Annotated in this window: 16 protein-coding genes; 9 read left to right on the forward strand and 7 right to left on the reverse strand. The window is 62.3% G+C overall.

Annotated features, from left to right (window positions below):
• Positions 1–37 precede the first annotated feature (37 nt).
• From ACQUSW_RS04560 to ACQUSW_RS04570, 3 genes are all read left to right on the forward strand, one after another.
• Positions 38–499 carry a Fur family transcriptional regulator gene (locus ACQUSW_RS04560; RefSeq protein WP_428931060.1) on the forward strand — a complete coding sequence of 154 codons (462 nt, stop codon included), beginning with the start codon at positions 38–40 and terminating at the stop codon, positions 497–499.
• Positions 492–1,952 carry a catalase gene (locus ACQUSW_RS04565; RefSeq protein ID WP_428931061.1) on the forward strand — a complete coding sequence of 487 codons (1,461 nt, stop codon included), beginning with the start codon at positions 492–494 and terminating at the stop codon, positions 1,950–1,952. The genes ACQUSW_RS04560 and ACQUSW_RS04565 overlap by 8 nt, the downstream gene beginning before the upstream one ends.
• Positions 1,953–2,187: 235 nt before the next feature.
• Entirely contained in the window at positions 2,188–2,973 is a 786-nt protein-coding gene (locus ACQUSW_RS04570) for an aquaporin (RefSeq protein WP_428931062.1), read from the forward strand.
• On the opposite strand, the gene ACQUSW_RS04575 is transcribed toward ACQUSW_RS04570, so the two are convergent.
• Complete coding sequence (locus tag ACQUSW_RS04575) at positions 2,959–3,954, reverse strand: stage II sporulation protein M (RefSeq protein WP_428931283.1); 996 nt, start codon at positions 3,952–3,954, stop codon at positions 2,959–2,961. The genes ACQUSW_RS04570 and ACQUSW_RS04575 overlap by 15 nt on opposite strands.
• A 16-nt stretch (positions 3,955–3,970) precedes the next feature.
• Between ACQUSW_RS04575 and ACQUSW_RS04580 the strand changes: the two genes are divergently transcribed.
• Positions 3,971–4,819 (forward strand): RDD family protein, encoded by an 849-nt coding sequence (locus ACQUSW_RS04580; RefSeq protein WP_428931063.1) that lies wholly within the window; start codon positions 3,971–3,973, stop codon positions 4,817–4,819.
• Here the strand turns inward: ACQUSW_RS04580 and ahcY are convergent.
• Together ahcY and ACQUSW_RS04590 are read right to left on the reverse strand one after the other, a co-directional pair.
• On the reverse strand, positions 4,813–6,261 hold the full coding sequence (ahcY, locus tag ACQUSW_RS04585) for an adenosylhomocysteinase (RefSeq protein ID WP_428931064.1): 1,449 nt from the start codon (positions 6,259–6,261) through the stop codon (positions 4,813–4,815). The genes ACQUSW_RS04580 and ahcY overlap by 7 nt on opposite strands.
• 4 nt (positions 6,262–6,265) lie before the next feature.
• Positions 6,266–6,520 carry a DUF3499 family protein gene (locus ACQUSW_RS04590; RefSeq protein ID WP_428931065.1) on the reverse strand — a complete coding sequence of 85 codons (255 nt, stop codon included), beginning with the start codon at positions 6,518–6,520 and terminating at the stop codon, positions 6,266–6,268.
• Positions 6,521–6,555: 35 nt separating this feature from the next.
• Here ACQUSW_RS04590 and ACQUSW_RS04595 point away from each other — a divergent pair, with 35 nt between their 5' ends.
• Positions 6,556–6,996: a metallopeptidase family protein gene (locus ACQUSW_RS04595; RefSeq protein ID WP_428931066.1), complete on the forward strand. Its 441-nt coding sequence runs from the start codon at positions 6,556–6,558 to the stop codon at positions 6,994–6,996.
• Between the two features lie 26 nt (positions 6,997–7,022).
• Here ACQUSW_RS04595 and ACQUSW_RS04600 read toward each other — a convergent pair whose 3' ends face one another.
• From ACQUSW_RS04600 to manA, 4 genes are all read right to left on the reverse strand, one after another.
• Positions 7,023–8,465, reverse strand: coding sequence for a DUF5719 family protein (locus ACQUSW_RS04600; protein ID WP_428931067.1), 1,443 nt, complete (start codon positions 8,463–8,465; stop codon positions 7,023–7,025).
• Positions 8,462–11,434, reverse strand: a complete 2,973-nt coding sequence (locus ACQUSW_RS04605; protein ID WP_428931068.1) for a glycosyltransferase — start codon at positions 11,432–11,434, stop codon at positions 8,462–8,464. Before ACQUSW_RS04605 ends, ACQUSW_RS04600 begins: the two co-directional genes overlap by 4 nt.
• Positions 11,435–11,517: 83 nt before the next feature.
• Complete coding sequence (locus ACQUSW_RS04610; RefSeq protein WP_428931069.1) at positions 11,518–11,829, reverse strand: WhiB family transcriptional regulator; 312 nt, start codon at positions 11,827–11,829, stop codon at positions 11,518–11,520.
• Between the two features lie 164 nt (positions 11,830–11,993).
• Positions 11,994–13,142: a mannose-6-phosphate isomerase, class I gene (manA, locus tag ACQUSW_RS04615; RefSeq protein WP_428931070.1), complete on the reverse strand. Its 1,149-nt coding sequence runs from the start codon at positions 13,140–13,142 to the stop codon at positions 11,994–11,996.
• An 81-nt stretch (positions 13,143–13,223) separates the two neighbouring features.
• On the opposite strand from manA, the gene ACQUSW_RS04620 reads away from it, so the two are divergent.
• The 4 genes from ACQUSW_RS04620 (at position 13,224) to ACQUSW_RS04635 (ending at position 18,938) form a co-directional block, all read left to right on the forward strand.
• On the forward strand, positions 13,224–14,642 hold the full coding sequence (locus ACQUSW_RS04620; RefSeq protein WP_428931071.1) for an O-antigen ligase family protein: 1,419 nt from the start codon (positions 13,224–13,226) through the stop codon (positions 14,640–14,642).
• Complete coding sequence (locus ACQUSW_RS04625; protein WP_428931072.1) at positions 14,639–15,970, forward strand: O-antigen ligase family protein; 1,332 nt, start codon at positions 14,639–14,641, stop codon at positions 15,968–15,970. Before ACQUSW_RS04620 ends, ACQUSW_RS04625 begins: the two co-directional genes overlap by 4 nt.
• Before the next feature lie 83 nt (positions 15,971–16,053).
• Positions 16,054–17,964, forward strand: coding sequence for a glycosyltransferase (locus tag ACQUSW_RS04630; protein ID WP_428931073.1), 1,911 nt, complete (start codon positions 16,054–16,056; stop codon positions 17,962–17,964).
• Complete coding sequence (locus tag ACQUSW_RS04635) at positions 17,961–18,938, forward strand: glycosyltransferase (protein WP_428931074.1); 978 nt, start codon at positions 17,961–17,963, stop codon at positions 18,936–18,938. Before ACQUSW_RS04630 ends, ACQUSW_RS04635 begins: the two co-directional genes overlap by 4 nt.
• The last annotated feature ends 1 nt before the right edge of the window (position 18,939 follow it).

An 18,939-nucleotide genomic window follows, 5' to 3' on the forward strand; every position in this document is an offset into this window, starting at 1 on the left:
TTTTTGTGAATCATTCAGAATAAGCTAGAATGGTGGCATGACCACTTCACCCGAGGCCACTGCGGCTCCGGCATTTCCCAGCACCGAAAGGCTGCACAGTGCTGGTCTGCGCGTAACAGCACAGCGGGTGGCCATTATCGAGGCACTGCGACAGCACCCCCACGCTTCGGCCGACGCTGTTTTTACGGCCGTCCGCGAAGCTGTGCCCGGCATTGCCCTCCCCACCGTGCACAGCGTGCTCAGTGACTTACGCACCGCAGGTATCGTTCGCCGGGTCAACCTGCCCGATATCGGCAGCGCCCTGTATGAACTGCAGTACGCCGACGATAACCATCACCACTTGCAGTGTGTGGAGTGCGGCCGCGTAGAAGACGTAGCCTGCGCCATCGGCGCCGCTCCCTGTCTGCAACCCGACCATGATCACGGCATGCGCATTCTTGAAGCTGCCGTGACCTACCGTGCTCTTTGCTCCGACTGCGAAAGGAAGAAACATGGCTGAAAAACCCGCCACAACAACCCAGACCGGCACCCCGGTCGCCAGCGACGCCCACTCATTGACTGTTGGCGCTAACGGCATCACGGCACTACACGACCGTTACCTGGTCGAGAAGCTCGCCTCGTTCAACCGCGAGCGCGTACCCGAGCGCAACCCGCACGCCAAGGGCGCCGGAGCCTTTGGTGAGTTCGAAGTCACCGAGGATGTTTCGCAGTACACCCGTGCGGCTGTGTTCCAGCCCGGCGCGAAGAGTGAAACCCTCATTCGTTTCTCGTCGGTTGCCGGCGAGCAGGGTTCGCCCGACACCTGGCGTGACGTGCGTGGCTTCTCGCTGCGTTTTTACACGACCGAGGGCAACCTCGACATCGTGGGTAACAACACCCCCACGTTCTTCTTGCGCGACGCCATCAAGTTTCCCGACTTCATCCACTCGCAAAAGCGTCTGGGCGACTCGGGTCTACGTGACGCCGATATGCAGTGGGACTTCTGGACTCTCTCGCCCGAGTCGGCCCACCAGGTGACCTACATTATGGGTGACCGTGGTCTTTCCCGCAGCTGGCGCCACATGAATGGTTACGGCTCTCACACCTATCAGTGGTTCAACGCAGAGGGTGAGCGCTTCTGGGTCAAGTACCACTTCCTTTCGCAGCAGGGCGTCGAGCGCATGGATGCCGCCGAGGCCGAGCGGATCGCTGGTGAAGACGCCGACTACTACCGTCGCGACCTCTTCGAAGCCATCTCTCGCGGCGACTACCCGTCGTGGGATGTTTACGTGCAGATCATGCCGTACGAAGACGCCAAGACCTATCGCTTCAACCCCTTCGACCTCACCAAGACCTGGTCGAAGAAGGACTACCCTCGCATCAAGGTGGGTACGTTCACGCTCAACCGCAACCCGCAGAACTTCTTCGCCGAGATCGAGCAGGCTGCTTTCTCGCCCGGCAACCAGGTTCCTGGCACGGGTATTTCGCCCGACAAGATGCTGATGGCGCGCGTGTTCTCGTACAACGACGCACAGCGCCACCGTATTGGCGCTAACTTTAACCAGCTGCCGGTCAACCAGCCGCACGCTGCTAAGGTGCACAACTACATGCACGAGGGTCAGATGCAGTACCACTTCAACCCGGCCGAGCACCGCGTCTACACGCCGAACTCGTTCGGCGCCGAGGGTGGTCCTGAGGCTGATCCGCAGGCCGGTGTTGAGGCCAGCTGGGAGTCGGATGGCGAACTGGTTCGTTCGGCATATACTCTGCATGCTGAAGACGACGACTTCGGTCAGCCGGGTACGCTCATCCGCGAGGTCATGGACGACGAGCAGCGCGCTCGTCTGGTGGACACCCTCGTGGGCCAGTACAGCAACCTCACTCTTGACCGCATTAAAGAGCGCTTCCTGTGGTACTGGGGCCAGATCGACCAGGGCACCGCAGACGCCGTTCGCGCTCGGGTTGGCGCCTGACACCGCGATGTCGACAGCTTTGCCTCGGCCGACGCGACACATATCCTCCATTCGTGTGTCGCCGTCGGCGCTGAGGTAAAGACAAAGGGGGCCGGATGCTTGCATCCGGCCCCCGTTGTTTGTGCTCAACGTGGTTCTGCTCGGCTTCTGCTCGGTCTGATCGCGGCGCGCCTTGGCATTGCGCAGCCTGCACCTTCGATGATGAGTGCGAGAGGTTTTTCTGGGGAGGAAACCAGTGACAACGAATGTGTCGATGCAGCGTCCTCCGTTGAGCGTGCGCTTAGCGGCCGAGGGTCTGGGTTCTTTTCTAGTCGTTGCTGTGGGTGTGGGCACAGCGCTGTTCATTCCGGCGTTGCATACGGAGACCGCGCACCCCATGCTGGTCGCACTCATTATCGCGGTTGCTTTCGGTGGTGCTTTTGTCGTCTCGTCGTTCGCTTTTGGTGCGATTTCGGGTGGTCATTTCACACCGGTACTGTCGGTGGGCGCAGCGGCCGCAGCAAAATTGCCGTGGCGCGATGTTCCGGCCTATGTCGTCGCTCAGCTCGTGGGTGCTGCTGTGGCGGCAACGCTCCTTACACTCGTGGGCACTTTCGGTCGCGATAATTTGTTGACCCAGCTACAAGATGCGGGTTTTGCCAGTAATGGTTGGGGCGAGTACTCCCCCGCCGGTTTTGAGCTTCCTGCCGTGATCATCGCCGAGGTTGTCGTCTCGGGGCTGCTTGTGCTGGTGTTTGTTTCTGCTCACCGCTCGTCTGTTGCCGCCGTTGTGGTTCCCGTCGCTGTGGGAACGATGGTGATGCTTGCGCATCTGGTGATGATCCCGATCGATGGCGCCTCTCTCAACCCGGCGCGTTCGCTGGCGACCGCGATATACGGTGGTCTTGGGCCGATCATGCAGGTGTGGGCATTTATTGTTTTCCCGCTGCTGGGTGCGGTTGCGGCTGGGTGGGCGTGCGCACCGCTTCTCGGACGCTTACCGGATGCGACGCAGCCTACGCCGCCGCTATCCGGCGTATAGCTGGCTTGTGCCGGCCTCGTATTCTGTGAGGTCACCGGTAAAACCGCGGTAGTAGGCACGGCGGCCCATCACCAGCATGTAGGCCAAGAAGACTCCGAGAGCAAGCGCTCCGATGCCGATTTTGATGGGCCATGGCAGTGACCAGCCGGTCACGAAGCCTTCTACGAGTCCGGCCAGTGCGAGAGCAAACACGAGACCGATCGCCACGGTTGCCAGAGCGCGTCCTTCTTCTGCCAGTGCTGTGGATCGGGGGCGACCACCGGGGGCGACCCATGCCCAAAAGATGCGAAAACCGGCTGCGGCAGCAACAAAAATACAGGTGAGTTCGAGCATGCCGTGCGGCAGAAGGTGAAGCACAAGGACGTCGGCACGGCCGTGGGCAATCATGATGGCCGCTGCTGTTCCCACACCCACCGCATTTTGCACGATGACGCTGATAGGAAAAATGCCGGTGATACCAAAGAGAACACATTGCAGCGCGATCCACGCGTTGTTGGTCCACACCATGCCGGCAAATACGGCGGCGGGGTTGTCGGTGTAGTACCCGGTAAACGATTCTTCTGCGTATTCTTCGAGGAGGTCGGCGGGGCCGAGTGAGGCGACGAGTGCAGGATCGGATGCCACCCACAGTGCGACGGTGAGCATGACGGCAAAGAACAGCGCGGCCATGGCCAGTGTTGTCCAGCGAATACGGTAGAGCGCGGCCGGAAGCTGGTCGACAAAGAAGCGTGGAATCTGCGCGAAGAAGCTGTCGGATGTTCCTGTGATGCGCAGTCGTGTGCGGGCCAGAATTGTCGACAGGTATGTGCCCTGTGGGGAATCTCCCACCGAGGTTTTCAATTCGGCTAGGTCGGCGGATGCTGCGCGATACCGCAGGATCATTTCGTCGACGGCTTCTCCGTCGAGCGTGCGCGCACGACTGAGTTCGTCGAGTCGTTTCCACTCGTGCTGGTGTGCAGCGGTTAAAGCATCAGCGTCCACCTGATTTACTGTACTCATGTCTGTCGTAGAAACCCATGAGCAGGAGATGCTGTCGGGCGAAGCCGTCGCGATCGACTCTCAGCCGCTGGGTGTATTCATGCGCACACTGGGCGCGCTGCTGGATGTTCTCATCTCGGTCGCAATTTTCGCGGTCACACTGTACGTACTGTTCAACTGGACACCGCTGGCTTACAGCAGTTCGGGTGTGCAGTCTATTGCGATGATTACGATGCTCGTTTTTATTCTCGTCGTTATTCCGGTGACCATCGAAACGCTTTCTCGCGGGCGCAGTATCGGAAAACTGGCAGTGGGCGGCCGCATTGTGCGTATGGACGGCGGAGCTATTGGTTTTCGGCACGCTTTTATCCGCGCACTGGTGGGTGTGCTCGAAACCTATATGACCGTGGGTGCTATTGCTCTTCTGACCGCTATCTTCTCGGCCCGTTCGCAGCGCCTAGGCGACCTGGTGGCAGGAACATATAGCCAGCGCACACGTACTCCCGCTGTCAATGTTGCTGTTCGTATGGTGCCTTCCGAACTGGCCGGTTGGGCTGAGATTGCCGATGTGGCGCGTATGCCCGACCGGCTCGCCCGCCGCGTGAACCAGTTTCTTTCGCACGCTCACACGCTGACGCCTGCGTCACGCTTTCGTATTGCTACCGAGCTTGTGAACGAGGCGGCACCATACGTGTTTCCGCTGCCCGAGGGGCATCCGGAGCTGACCCTGATGGCTATCGCGGCGGTGCGTCAGCAGCGTGAGTATCGCGGTCTTATGGTGGCGGATGCCCGTGCGGAACGGCTCGCCCGCGCGACGCTGGGAGTCCCCGATTCGGAATCGTTCACGACGACGCAGCACGCTCAGTAGCGGTAGTGGCCGAGCTTGTACGGCCCTTCCACGGGCACCCCGATGTACGCGGCCTGCGACGCAGTAAGTTCGGTCAGTTGAACACCGAGGGCATCGAGGTGTAGGCGGGCGACCTTTTCGTCGAGAACCTTGGGCAGCGTGTGCACACCCAGGCTGTAACTGCTGCGGTGGGCGAAGAGTTCGATCTGTGCCAGCACCTGATTGGTAAACGAGGCGCTCATGACAAAGGAGGGGTGCCCCGTGGCATTGCCGAGGTTCATCAGTCGTCCCTCGCTGAGCACGAGAATGCTGCGGCCCGTGGGGAGGCGCCATTCGTGCACCTGCGGTTTGATCTCGATCGCGCTGGCACCGGCAAGGTTTTCGAGCCCGGCCATATCTATCTCGTTATCGAAGTGGCCAACATTGGCTACGATCGCCTGATGTTTGAGCGCCAGCATGTGGTCGACGGTGACGACGTCGCGGTTGCCTGTTCCGGTGACGACAATATCGACGCCGGATGCTACATCTTCTAGTCGCGCAACCTGGTAGCCGTCCATGGCAGCCTGCAGTGCACAGATGGGGTCGACTTCACTCACGATCACCCGTGCGCCCTGGCCGCGTAATGCTTCTGCCGCGCCCTTACCCACATCACCGTATCCGCACACGAACGCGACTTTGCCACCGATGAGAACATCGGTGGCGCGGTTGAGGCCGTCGGGAAGTGAATGACGGATGCCGTATTTATTATCGAATTTCGACTTGGTGACGGAGTCGTTGACGTTGATCGCCGGAAACAGCAGCTGCTGCTGTGCAGCCAGTTCATACAGGCGGTGCACACCCGTTGTGGTCTCTTCTGTCACGCCCAGGATTCCGGATGCCACACGAGTCCACCGCTGTGAGTCATCGGCCAGGCTCGTGCGCAACAGCTGCAAAATAATGCCGTGCTCGTGCGATTGCGCACTTTCGGGGCCTGGAACAGCGCCCTCTTTTTCGTACCGCGCACCGGTGTGAACGAGAAGCGTGGCGTCACCGCCGTCGTCGAGAATCATGTTGGGACCCTCGTGACCCGATGCCGACCAGTCAAAGATGCGTGCTGTGCAGTCCCAGTACTCTTCGAGGGTTTCGCCCTTCCAGGCGAAGACGGGCACGCCCTGCGGGTTATCGACCGTGCCGTTCACGCCCACTACGACAGCGGCTGCTGCTTCATCTTGCGTGGAGAAAATATTGCAGCTGGCCCAGCGCACCTCGGCCCCCAGTGCCACAAGAGTTTCGATGAGCACAGCGGTTTGCACCGTCATATGCAACGACCCGGCAATGCGCGCCCCGCGCAGTGGCTGGCTGTCACCAAACTCTTCGCGCAGTGCCATAAGGCCCGGCATTTCGTTTTCGGCGAGGCGCAGTTGGTGGCGTCCTGCCTCGGCGAGGGTGATGTCGGCAATCGCGTAGTCGGCTGTCGTGAGCATACGGCTATTCTTCCAGAGCTGGTGGGTCGGTCTCTGCCACTGTTGCGTCGAGTGCTTGGCGCACGCTCTCGTGCCGCTCAATGACCCATCCAGCGGGCACCGTCATGCGGTGACAGTGCCAAAAGCACAGGTCGTGGGCATGCGGATAGCCGGCTGCGCCCAGCGGGCCCAGTGCCGCCATTTTGTCGTGGTAATCGTAGGTGAGCGTTGCAAACGCTTCACGGTTACACCCGACCTTTGAGCAGAGACGTGCGTGCATCGTGCTCAGCCTAGGGCATCGATTAGACTGCCTGCATGCCTCGCCGTCGTTCTTCGCGTCGTGCTGCACCGCGGCTTTCTCGTCACGGCCGTCATGGCCGCGTAGGACGCAGCCCTGTGGTTCGCCCTCCGCTGCCCGCTATTGACGGCCGCATGGAAGTTTTTGATATGACGGTGACCACGGCCGTGGAATATCTGCGTGGCGCGTGGCCCGAGCTTCGCGATGTGCAGTTCGAAGTGGCCATGATGCCCACCATGCATGATCCACGCGGCATTCCGCGCTGGCATATCGATACCGAAGCACGTCGAATTGTGCTGTTTCGTATTCCCATCGAGCGACTACTCATTCCGGGCCATGATGATGAGCTTCATCGCCGCTTTGCTATAGAGGGCGCCGTTTTTCGTGCCGCGGCCGAGTACGCCGGCAGAAACCCGTGGGATCTGGGTATTCCACCCTTCGGCGACCACGACCACTGAGCCTGCGCGGCAAGTCGCGCCGGGGCTCAGGAGTACACGCGGACGGGTTCTGCGCGTTCCTGCTGCGGCCAGATGGGCCACCCGGCTAGCGCCGAGGTCGCCGACATCGTGACAGCCGCCATGACGGGTTCGCTGCTCTCTAGCACGTAGCTGGTGCGATCGGTCACAGGAATCAGCGCCGAGCCATTGCCCTCTATTGTTGCCTCGATAGGTTGTCCGCCATCGAGCGGTGTCAGAGTGACGACTGTTTCTTTGGCTGTCGCCGCACGAATATGAAGCTGTGGTGCGGGGCCCGCCGGAACGGCCACCACGGTGGGGTTTTCGATGACGGGTGCCGCCGTCATCCAGGCGAAGTCCATGCCCCGGGCCTGTGTTGTTGCCTGCCACACCGCGGCAACGGCCGGCTGTGCGCTAGAAACGTCGATGCTGTAGTAGCCCGCGCCCAGCGAAGGAATACCAATCTCTGCAGGCATCCCCGGTGTTACCGCAACATCAAGGGCCACCCCTACCGGGTCGTTGGTGACGGCATCGCGCACAACTATCGTGAGGGGCACGGTGGGTACGTCACCCTCGACAATTGCCGGATCCGTCTCTTCTGCTCCGTCACTTGCCTCGCGGTCGGGCACAAGAACACGCACAATCACATTGGGTGCGTTATCGATCGGCTCACTCATCACGCGTACGCCCAGAAGCGACTGCTGGGTACGAGGAGCACCCGTGGCGTCTTGTACATCGATGCCACTGGGATCGAGCGTGCGGATAAGACTCGACTGCAGAGACGCCTGCACAGGAGCACCCGTGGCGGTGATGCGCACGACCGGGCTGCTCTCGCCCGCGACGCCTGCCGCGAGGGGAACACTGATCTGGGTGCGGGCCGGCACTGCGATGCGAGGCAGGGTGGATCGACCATTCACGCCATACATCGACAGCGAGACAGACGCCGAAACCTCGGCGGGGTTCGTGATCATCAGCACATCACTCGTGCCCAGGTCGGTGGCCCCGCCCACAATCCATGACTCCAGCTGCGGCGTGCGACATGCAGAGGCCGCAAAACCTTTAAGGTCGTCGGCCGAGATCGTTGCCGACTGTGCAGCACCCAGCATGGCATCGGTATCGGAACGATCAACGCGGTACAACGGCCACGACGAGTCAGCCAAATGCGCCGAAGTAATGAGACCCGATTCATCCACGCTTCCCTCAGCGCCCACCGTCATCTGCGCTTGCGCCGCAACCGTGAGCTCTGTCGGGTTTGCGGCGTCGCGCCCCATAGCAACGAGCGGGCCCGCACACGCCACCACCATATCGGCAGCCGCCGACTCCACCGTGATCGGGGTCGGCACACTCTGCAGCCGGGGCCACGGTGATTGTGCGGCAGCCACGCCCCCCACGCCGAGAGCGCCGACGATCACAACGCCCACAACAGCGCGAATGCTGGTCGCGACAATAGTGGTGCCGGTGCGCTTTCTCACTGCTGCTCCTTGCCGTCCGTCGGTTCAGGGTCGTCCGTCGGTTCGGGATCACCGGTCGGTTCGGGCTCCAGCGCGGCGGCCAACTCAGCGGCGGGCTCGGGCTCCGGCATAGCATCCGGTTCGGGTAGCGGCGCAGCATCCGGCTCGGGCACCCGCGCAGCATCCGGCTCGGGAGCCGCCATCACGGGTGTCGAACGCACGCCCACAATGCGTGATCGGCCTCGCGCAGCACGCCGTGATGCTCGCGTGGGCACCGCCAGCAGCAGCGCAATGGCCAGCACCACCAGTTGCAGTGTGACCACGGTGGTTGCTGTCCGCGCCTGGGCCGTCGTGGCCGCCGGGCGCGGCTGAACCTCATGGTCGACACGCCACAGCACGCCCTTGGCGGTTTCACCCACGCGCACGAAGCCTGCGCGGCGGTCGAGCGCCGCGATGCTTTGCAGGCGCAGCGCTCGGGCCTGTTCTGTTTCGCTTTCTGCCGGTGTTTCTAGCAGCACGAACTCGAGCGCATGGTCTGCTAGCTGCTCGGCAGCGGCAAAATCGCGCCCCGAAACGAGGTCGACCGCGAGGGTTGCCAACACCGTGTCGGGAGTTGTGGCAGGCGTTACTCGCAGCGTGCTCTGGGCACCCAGCGTGCGACTTGACCCCCAGATAACCGTCGCGTAGAGGTCGCCCTCGTCTTGCGGGGCGAGAAGCAGGGTTCCGATGTTCTGCTCGCCTGCACCGTGCGCGCTGATGTAGGCGGGTAGCGTGCTGGCGGGGCCGTTGCGCAGATCGCTGGTGCCACGCATAAGTGCTGTGAGCCCTGGCACCGCAGTAGCCACGAGCGCCACAACGACCACCGTCGCTGCTCCACGCCGCAACCACACGGAAACCGCCGTGTTGTGCAGCGCAATAGTGGCCGCCGCGATCGCGCCCGCCCAGGCAAGGCTCAGCCCGCTACCGGGCCACAGTGCCACCGGCTGGGACTGGTCGGCGGCGACAGCGATCGAGGGCGCTGCGAGGGCAGTAACGAGCCCGGATGCCGCAACCACGAGCCCTACTGTTGCGGCAACCCACCGCTGGCTAAAGACTCCGGCAAGCGCCACCACGGCCAGCGGGGCTGCCAACCACAGGGCCCACGGCGTTGCTGCGCCAATAATCTCTGGCCAGCCGCCGCTGTTGCCGAGCGGGTATCCGGCAAGTATCTGTTGCCTGCCGGTCGGATCCGCCGAGGCCACTGCTCCTACCACGGTCAAGCCCGGGTCGGCCAGCAGTGACCATGCGGTGCCGTTGCGCAGCTGGTAGATAGTCAGTGGCACGAAGGCGGCGATCGTGGGCACGATGAGCCAGAGCACGCGCATGATTCCGCGCCATGTGCGCCCGACGGCTGCGATGACGATAGCGACGATCCACAGCAGGAGAAGCGCGGGCACGAGCGACGGCGCGCATGCGGCAACGGCTGCCGCAAGAAGCGAGGCTGCCCCGGCAGCCCCCCATGAACGATGGGCGACGAGCACGGTGTGAAAAAGCCAGGGCAGCAGCAGGTGCACAAGCACAGCTGCGGGGCGGCCGGTGATGAGTGCCGCAATAAATGTGGGGCTGAGAGTCCAGGCGGCAGCGGCAACGATGCGCAGCCCGCTGCTGCTGGTGAACCGTGTTGCCGCAAACCAGGCACCGAGCATTGCCAGTGGCAGTGAGAACACCCACAGCACGATCAGGGCATACGAGGGGGTGGCCGCCGAGAAGGTGCCGAGCATGGCGACCACGGCAGAAAACGGATCAGCCGGGCCGAACAGGTGCAGTCCTTCGCCGCGTACACCGAAGGCGGCATCACGCCACAGCGCCGCAACAGTGTTGCGGAGGGGTAAGAGTGCGCCGCCGCCGACGGCCGGCCAGGCAAGCAGTGAAAAGAAGGCCGAAACACTCACGACGAGGGCGGTCAGCACGGCCCAGGCGCCGCCACCCGAGAGAAAACCGAGCTCCGAGACAGCTTCGGGGTGGTCGGTGGCGTCGTCGAGCAGCTGTTTTTGCTCCGCCCGGCTCACGCGCAGTGGTGCGACGCTGTGCCAGCCGACTGTGCGGTGCTGTTTGATGCGCGCTCGAGCCCGCACCACACTCGGAATACTCACCATGGTTGCCACGGCCGCCGACCATTCCGGAATAACCTCGGCCGGACGTTTCGCGATCAGGTGCACAATGCTTCGCCACAGTGCCAGCAGCGGCAGGCTCAGCCAGTGCACAAACACGGCGAACGCAGGGGCATACGCTAGCCGTCGGTGCAGCTGTGATCGGCGCACATCGTAGGCCCGCGCGGCAGAACCCTGCGGGGTCTCTAATGCCACACCGATGCGTGCACCCGCTGCCAGCGTGACACGTTTTCCTGCCAGGCGTGCACGCACACCCAGGTCAAGGCCTTCGTCGGCGCCGTGGAGCGCAGCATCCGGAAGCAGTGTCTTTTTGTCGGCCCCGCGAACCAGCAGACCCCGGATGTCAGAGCCGAGGGTGTCATCGATGCCATCGCGCTGGCCCTGGTCAAGCCTGCCGTGGGCCAGATCGACGGTGCGTCCGTAGCGGGTCATACTCTGACCGAAGGAGGCAATGGTTCCGGTGTCGGAGCCATCGAGAAGCTTGGGCGCTGCGGCAGCGGCCGACGGCGAGCGCTCGAGTGCGCCGCTCAGCACGGCAAGAGCGTGGGGTTCGGGTACGGCGTCGTCGGTGAGTAGCCATACATCGGCGTCGGCAGTGCGAGGGTAGGCCAGCGAGAACGCCGTGGTGAGTGTTGTGGTGCTGCGGGCACCAATGATGCCTTCGACGGCGGCGGCAATCGTGGGGCTCGAGCGCACGGCATCGGCTGCCCCACATACGACGACCGTAATGGCGTCGGGTTTACGGGTCTGCTGCGTTACCGCATCGACCGTGCGTAGAAGGCGCGCCAGTGATGTTGCACTGGTGCGGGTGACGATGATGGCGTGAACTCGAGCTGGCATGACGTGGTCAGCCTAAGCGGCAGAGGGTCGACACGTGCGAAACCTCGCCGCAGTTTGTCATTCCCGTGTCACCGGTGTGCCCGCTAGCTGGCACGGCGCTTGAGTTTGCGACGCTCTCTTTCGCTCAGGCCACCCCAGATGCCAAAACGCTCATCATTGTTGAGTGCATATTCGAGGCATTCATCACGCACCTCACATGCAGAACAGATGCGTTTTGCATCGCGTGTTGAGCCACCTTTTTCTGGGAAGAATGCCTCCGGATCAGTTTGAGCGCACAGAGCATCGGCCTGCCAGGCTAAAACACTGTCTTCTTCGCTCTGCCGTACTCCCGGTACCCCCAGGTTCACCGGATCGACGAACCAGTTGTCCGGAACATTCGAACGGTATTCCGTCATAGTCGATCTCACCCCTGTCTGCCCCCCCTCGGGCACAACTAATTACACTCGTGTCATTCGCTGGGGTCAAGTCGCAGAGGATAAACCCTCAAGTACGTCTTGAAGCTTCATGACGCCTTCGGCGTGTCGCAGCAAGGGTGCCCGCGGCCGTGCAACCGGGTGTCTTAGCCGTCGATACCGAGTCTCACAGCGCCACCCGGCTCGGCAATAAACACCTCGCCCGAGCCCGACAGCACAAGCTCTGTTTCATCACCGTCGGCCATAACGGCAGTGCCTACGGCAACCGGATGCTCCACGCCATCGTTTCCGCTCACAACAACCGAACCCGCCGTCGCCAACACCATGGCCGGCGCATGCACCATCACGGTGTGCTTCTGTTCACCGACCGTGATTCTCCGCAGCGCAAAATCGTCGACCGGAATACGGTACACCTGCACCGCGGCCGACTCCGCATCTTGCACATCAACATGCAGCGGAGTCGGATCAACAATCGACAGCAACTCGTCCACATCAATGCGCTTGGGGGTAAGCCCGCCACGGAGCACATTGTCGCTGGCCGACATAATTTCTACGCCCAGGCCTGACAAATACGCATGCACATTGCCCGCGCCCAAGAACAATCCTTCGCCGCGTGAAAGCACCACACGGTTCATCATGAGCGCCACAATAACGCCGCGATCACCGGGATAGTGCGCGGCAATCGAGCGCAGGGCCACGACATCTGCAGCATCCGGGGCATCCCACTGCTCGAGATCAGCGCTTGCCAGCGCCTCATGAACGCTGGCAACCTCCGACTCGGATGCCTCAGCCAGAACCCAGCGCAACGCGGCACGAACCGGGTCGTTACCGTTCAGCACGGCCGCGAGCGCCTGTACGCCCGGGGTCTGCGGCAGAGCAGAAAGAATACGGCGGGTGTCCTCCAGCGGACGCAAACCACACAGAGCCTCAAAAGAATCGCTGAGCGCCACAATCAGCTCGGGCTTGTGGTTATCGTCGCGGTAATTGCGTGTGGGGTCATCGGCCTCGAGGTGTGCTTCGCGAGCAAAACCCTCACGCGCCTGCTGCAGATTCGGATGCACCTGAATCGACAGCGGCGAACCCGCAGCCAAAAGCTTGAGCAGGTACGGCAGCGAACCCCCCGTAACTGCCCGTAAATCGCGCCCATCGGCAAGATCAGCAGGGTCACCAGGGTGATCACCAAACCACACCTCGGCCTCCGGCTTCCCCGAAGGCTCGCGCCCCTGCAGGCGCGCAATAAGCTCCGTGTCACCCCAGGCGTAATCGCGAGGCACATTCGTTACCGCATGCAGCATGCCGCCAGCCTATGGTGTTCGCTGGCCAACCGTGGGTAAGTTCGACCGCGGCGGGTCGAAGCGGCAGGTAGCCTGGGGTACGTGGTGCAGCATTCGCGAATCGCCGTATTCGATCCTCCGCGGGCTCCCGTGCGGGAGTCAACGGGGCGTATCGCCCTGCGCGCGCTGATCGTACTGGTGTTCATTGCGGCCTTCGCGCACTCGGCCCTCTACAACCTTGCCGGCCCCGTCGGCGCTCTCGCCACCGGTGCACTGCTTCTTCTCGCCCTTGTGGCCACCGGCATCACCGCGCTTATTCGCACCGGCCCCCGTGCGTTTCGCTGGCGCCGGCTGCCCTGGACAGCACTGGCGCTGACTGCGCTCGGCCTCATCTCGCTGCTCTGGTCGGCCTGGCCCGAAGCCACGCTGTTGACATGGCCAGTACAGGCAGCCATGGCTGCATCCGGAATCATCATCGCCGCGCTCGTGAGCTGGGAAGAAATCATTCGCGCCATGGCGACCGCCCTGACGATCATTTTGATCGCATCGCTCGGACTCGAACTGTGGGTGGCGGCTGTCGTGCGGCATCCGGTTCTTCCCTTCTTCTCTGACTTTCCCGACGGCCCCATCGACCCCCACTGGTACTGGGTGCGCGGCAACCTGCTGCACGGCGGCCGCATTCAAGGCGTTGTCGGCAACTCCAATCTCTTGGCAATGCTGTGCCTGATAGCACTCATTGTGTTTGCGCTGCTCTTTGTACGGCACGCACGTATGCGCACCCCCGTCGGCGCAGGAATTGTGCTGGCCGGCTTTCTCTTTGTTCGCTCGGGCTCAGCCACCGCGTGGGTGTGCCTGGTCGCCGTTGTGGTCACGGCTGCGGCCGTCGTCTTTTTGCGCACCGCTGCCGACGCGACAGCACGCTGGCGGCGCGGCCTCGTAGTTGCCTGCAGCGCGCTGCTCGGAGTCATTGCCGCCACGCTGGCTTTTTCGCCGCTGGCCGCACTGCTCGGGCGCGATGACAGCCTCACCGGAAGAAGCGCCATCTGGAACGCCGTTGCCGAACGCGCGGTAGAACGGCCCTTCTTTGGCCACGGCTTCTCTTCGCCGTGGGTACCGTGGGACCCCGGTTTTGACGGCTGGATTACCGACCACGGCATTACCGTTATTCACGCGCACTCCATATGGCTCGACACCCGCCTGCAACTGGGTGCACTGGGCGTCATCCTGCTCGGCATTACCCTGGTTGCGCTCACGTGGCGATCCTGGTTCTTTGCCACCGACCGCCCACGCTGGGATCTCCACGCACAGCGCGCGTACTCTCCGCTCGCGCTAGCTCCGATCCTCATCGTCGTCGCTCTGCTCGTGCAGGGGCTCACCGAGTCGGGGCCGGCAATGCTGTGGGGCTGGCAACTGGTTGTTCTGCTGTCTTTTAAACTCAAATCTGTGCCACTCATGAGCCCCGATTTTGGTGAGGCCGCAGCTTTGCCCGTGCATGGCCGAGTAACGATAAGGATGCCGTGACCGCCGCATCCGTCGCGCTCACACGCCTGCTGGCCTCCGTCGAGATGGCCCGGGCCTACACCCTCGCGGTCATGCTGACGATCCTTGGCTCTTTTGCCATCGAAAGCATGTCGGGTTTACCGACGCTCCTGGCCGCCGAAGCAGCCCTGTGCGTTATCGGGGTTCTTATCCTGGTCGTGCGCCGCGAAGAACTCACACTCTTGCGGCTCGCTCCCACGACGCTGCTGTTCTTTGTTGTTTGGGCGCTCGCCAGCGCCCTGTGGTCGACCGGTGCCGGCAAATCGTTCCAGGGCTGGTGCGCCCTCGTCGGCGTAGCCATACTCGCCATCGTGGTCGGGCACATTCGAGACACCCTGCAAACGGTGCGGGCGCTGGGCGATGCCCTGCGCTGGATGCTGGCGATATCGCTCGGCATGGAAATTTTCTCGGGCCTTCTCATTGACATGCCGATCACGTTTCTTGCCATTGAAGGTAACCTCGCTTTCGGTGGTCCGCTGCAGGGAATTTTTGGCAGCCGTAACATGCTGGGGTTCATTGCGGTGATCGCCGTGATCACCTTTGAAGTCGAGCGACGCACGCTATCGGTACCGCAGGCTATTGCTGTTCCCTCGGTGGTGCTGGCGGGGCTATTAGCCGTCATGTCGGCCTCGCCCACCGTGCTCGTGCTGGCCGTTGCCGTGGGTGTCGCCACTATTGCGCTCTCACTCGTACGGCGCGCCGATACCGCTACCCGGCCCCGCTGGCAGTGGACGATAGCGATCGTTACGACCCTGGGTCTCATCGTCGCCTTTGTGCTGCGCCACCCCATCATCCGGATGCTCGACGCCGGGTCAGACTTCTCTACCCGAGCCGACCTGTGGAATGTGCTGTTGGACTACTGGCAGAAACGCCCCATCCACGGCTGGGGCTGGTACGGGCCGTGGCAGACCGGCCAATACCCACTCAACGCCATCAACTACTTCACCGATGACCGGCACGCCTCAGCCCTCAACGCCTACTTCGACACTCTGCTGCAGCTGGGCGCCGCCGGTCTTGTACTCTTTTTGCTGCTGGGCGGCATTGCACTCGTGCGCTCGTGGCTGGTAGCCAGCATCCGGCGTTCGATTGTTTATGCCTGGACTCCCCTGGTGCTGGTAACACTCGCCGTCGATTCGATGTTCGAAAGCTTTACTCTCACCGGTGCCGGCTGGTTTTTGTTAGTGCTGTGCGCGCTGCGAGCAGGCCAATCGCGCTCATGGCGCGAGAACATTGACGCCGCGCAAACAGGCACCATCACCACGCTGCCACCCGAAGAAAACCACTACGGCGGCGACGGCCAGGGTTCTTGATGGTGACGCGCAGACTCGCCAGGTAGGCTGTCGGATGCTCGCCCGCTACGGCGACCTATCCAGAAACACCAGGAGTTCGCCCCGTGCCTCACGTGCTGCAGAACGTCGTTTTTCCTCTCGATCGCGACCCCGACCTACTGCCCCTGTATGCCGATCCTGAAACATGGTCGGTGATAGAAGAAGAACCCGTACGGGTCTCTTCACGGGCACACCTGGGCAATATTCTTGACCGCACTCGTGTGCGCATCGTGGCCGGCCGCCGGGTGTCGTTTGGCACCTACTTCAATGCCTTTCCCGCCTCATACTGGCAACACTGGACGGGCATTCGCGAGGTCACACTGTCGGTGCAGACCACTGGGCCCGCAACAATTCTGGTCTACCGCTCGAACGGCGGTGCGGTGCGCCAGCGCATCGACACGCGAGAGGTCGACGGCGAAGCAACAACCAATTTTGTCTTACCGCTCACGCAGTACAGCGATGGCGGCTGGATTTGGTTCGACATCGTGGCCGATGAAAAACCTGCCATTCTTGAACGAGCCCAGTGGACGACAGAAGAAGAACCCGTTCGCACGGGCCGGGCCTCACTGGGAATCACCACCTATAACAAACCCGACTACTGTGTAGAAACGCTCGAAGCTTTAGCGGACGCACCCGATGTGCTCGAGTTCGTCGACCGCATTTTTCTCGTCGACCAGGGCACGCAACTCGTGGCCGAGCAGGCTGGCTTCGACGAAGTCTCGCAGCGCCTGGGTGAAACCCTGCAGGTGATTCGCCAGCCAAATATCGGCGGCTCGGGTGGATTCTCGCGCGCCATGCACGAAACACTGCAGCGACCCGAGAGCGACTTCGTGCAGCTACTCGACGACGACGTGCGCATAGAACCTGAATCACTGCGTCGCTCGGTAGTTTTTGGCCGCTATGCGACCGAACCGCTGCTGGTCGGTGGCCACATGTTCGACCTGCTCGACCGACCGCGCCTGCACGGCTGGGCCGAAGTGGTCGACGAAGCGCCCTTTATGTGGCGCAACCTGTATCAGGAGAAAATGCCGCACAACTTCGGCACCGCTAACCTGCGCCAGTCGCCCCTGCTACACATGCGCATGGACGCCGACTACAACGGTTGGTGGATGTGCCTCATCCCCGTCGACGTGATTCGCGCAGTGGGTCTGTCGCTTCCGGCGTTCATCAAATGGGACGACGCAGAGTTCTGCCTCCGTGCGGGCAAAGCAGGTTTTCCCACCGTCTCGATGCCGGGTGTAGCACTGTGGCATGTTTCGTGGGTCGGTAAAGATGACTCCATCGACTGGCAGGCATACTTCCATGCCCGCAACCGCATCGTCGCGGGCCTGCTGCATTCCGAGGCGCCCCGTGGCGGCACGCTCATTCGCCACAGTCGCCGCGTCGACCTCAAACACCTCATGATGATGCAGTACTACCCCGTAGCACTGCGTAATCAGGCCCTACGTGACGTGCTGTCGGGGCCGCAACACATGGCAAAAAACCTGCGCACAGCCATGCCGCAAGCCCGCGCCGTTGCTGCCGACTACCCCGAGACGGTCGTGCACCGCGACCGCGGCAAACCGCTCACCTCACGGCGAGGCCGCCAGGTTTTCAAGCGCCTGCGTGAGCACCAGTTCGACAGCCCGACAGGGCTGCGCCTGCGGCTCTTTACCGCGCGCACCCTCATCAACCACTGGTTACACAAACCACAACAGCACAACCTCGAACGCCCCGAAGTCGAGTTTGGCAAGGGCGATGCTCACTGGTGGCGTCTGCCGCAGTACGATAGCGCGCTCGTCAGCGCCGCCGACGGCTCGGGAAAAAATGTTTACACCCGTGACCGGGATAAATTCCGCGCCATGCTGCGAGAATCCGTACGGCTCCACGCTGCGCTGCGCCGCCGCTGGCCCAAACTGCAGGCCGAGTACCGCCGAGCGCTGGCCGACATGGTGTCGCCCGAAGCCTGGCAGGACCGGTTTAAGGACGACCAATGAGTGCTGCTACCGCGGCCGAAACCACGCGCACGCCGTTTGACCCGCAGTCGGCCGCCATCGTCGTTGTCACATTTAACCGTTCGACGCTGCTCGCGGGGCTGCTGCGCAGCATCCGGGATATGCAGCCTCAGCCCGGGCACGTGGTCATTATCGATAACGCATCGGTCGATGACACCACCGAAGTGGTCGAGTCGTTTCGCGAGACGCTCGGCACCACGCTGGTGTACCGCAAGCTCGAAACAAACACCGGCGGTTCGGGTGGTTTCAGTGAGGGCATGCGCACCGCCTACGAGCTGGGTGCGGAATGGATCTGGCTCATGGATGACGACGTGGAGGTCGTCGCCGACGGCCTTGCCCGCATGGGACACTGGGCGCCGCGCTTTAAGAGCATTCAAGGGCGCCGCTACGACTTTGACGGCAGCCCCTTCTACTGGCAGTACCGTGTGGCCGAACGCATGGGTATTCCTATTCCCTTTGCTCCGGCAGGTTTTGATGCCTCGGGTTTCAAACCCATGAACAGCGGCTGCTTTGAGGGCATGTTCATTCACCGCTCGATCGTGGCCCGCATTGGACTGCCCGACCCGCGGTTCTTTATCTACTGGGACGACCAGGTGTACGGCTGGTTGGCCTCACGACAAACAATGTCGGTCATTGTTGACGAGTTTGTGCTGCGCCGCACCCGCGAAATTAGGCAGTGGGACATGGGTATTCGCCATTTGAATGCCTCAAGCAACGCGTACCGCTACTACATCATGCGCAACCGGGCGTTTATTAAGCACTACTACCGGCATCACGGCGTGTACTCCCCCGTGCTGTTCGGCTTGGGCACGACAATGACGTTCATTAAAGAACTTATTCGCCTGCTGTTTGTTGAGCGCACGGTTCGCGGAACCAGCAATCTGTGGCGGGGGCTGCGTGACGGCCGCCGTATTGCGCGCGATAGCAGCTGGCAACCGATGCCCCCGCTGGAGTAAC

This window comes from Microbacterium luticellae (assembly GCF_050408645.1).
Classification (GTDB): Bacteria; Actinomycetota; Actinomycetes; order Actinomycetales; family Microbacteriaceae; genus Microbacterium.

What these genes read in the sequence shown, in the direction of transcription:
- ACQUSW_RS04560 (WP_428931060.1), top strand. Translation starts at nt 38, where the DNA reads ATGACCACTTCACCCGAGGCCACTGCGGCTCCGGCATTTCCCAGCACC.
- ACQUSW_RS04565 (WP_428931061.1), top strand. Translation starts at nt 492, where the DNA reads ATGGCTGAAAAACCCGCCACAACAACCCAGACCGGCACCCCGGTCGCC.
- ACQUSW_RS04580 (WP_428931063.1), top strand. Translation starts at nt 3,971, where the DNA reads ATGTCTGTCGTAGAAACCCATGAGCAGGAGATGCTGTCGGGCGAAGCC.
- ahcY (WP_428931064.1), bottom strand. Translation starts at nt 6,261, where the DNA reads ATGCTCACGACAGCCGACTACGCGATTGCCGACATCACCCTCGCCGAG.
- ACQUSW_RS04590 (WP_428931065.1), bottom strand. Translation starts at nt 6,520, where the DNA reads ATGCACGCACGTCTCTGCTCAAAGGTCGGGTGTAACCGTGAAGCGTTT.
- ACQUSW_RS04595 (WP_428931066.1), top strand. Translation starts at nt 6,556, where the DNA reads ATGCCTCGCCGTCGTTCTTCGCGTCGTGCTGCACCGCGGCTTTCTCGT.
- ACQUSW_RS04605 (WP_428931068.1), bottom strand. Translation starts at nt 11,434, where the DNA reads ATGCCAGCTCGAGTTCACGCCATCATCGTCACCCGCACCAGTGCAACA.
- ACQUSW_RS04610 (WP_428931069.1), bottom strand. Translation starts at nt 11,829, where the DNA reads ATGACGGAATACCGTTCGAATGTTCCGGACAACTGGTTCGTCGATCCG.
- manA (WP_428931070.1), bottom strand. Translation starts at nt 13,142, where the DNA reads ATGCTGCATGCGGTAACGAATGTGCCTCGCGATTACGCCTGGGGTGAC.
- ACQUSW_RS04635 (WP_428931074.1), top strand. Translation starts at nt 17,961, where the DNA reads ATGAGTGCTGCTACCGCGGCCGAAACCACGCGCACGCCGTTTGACCCG.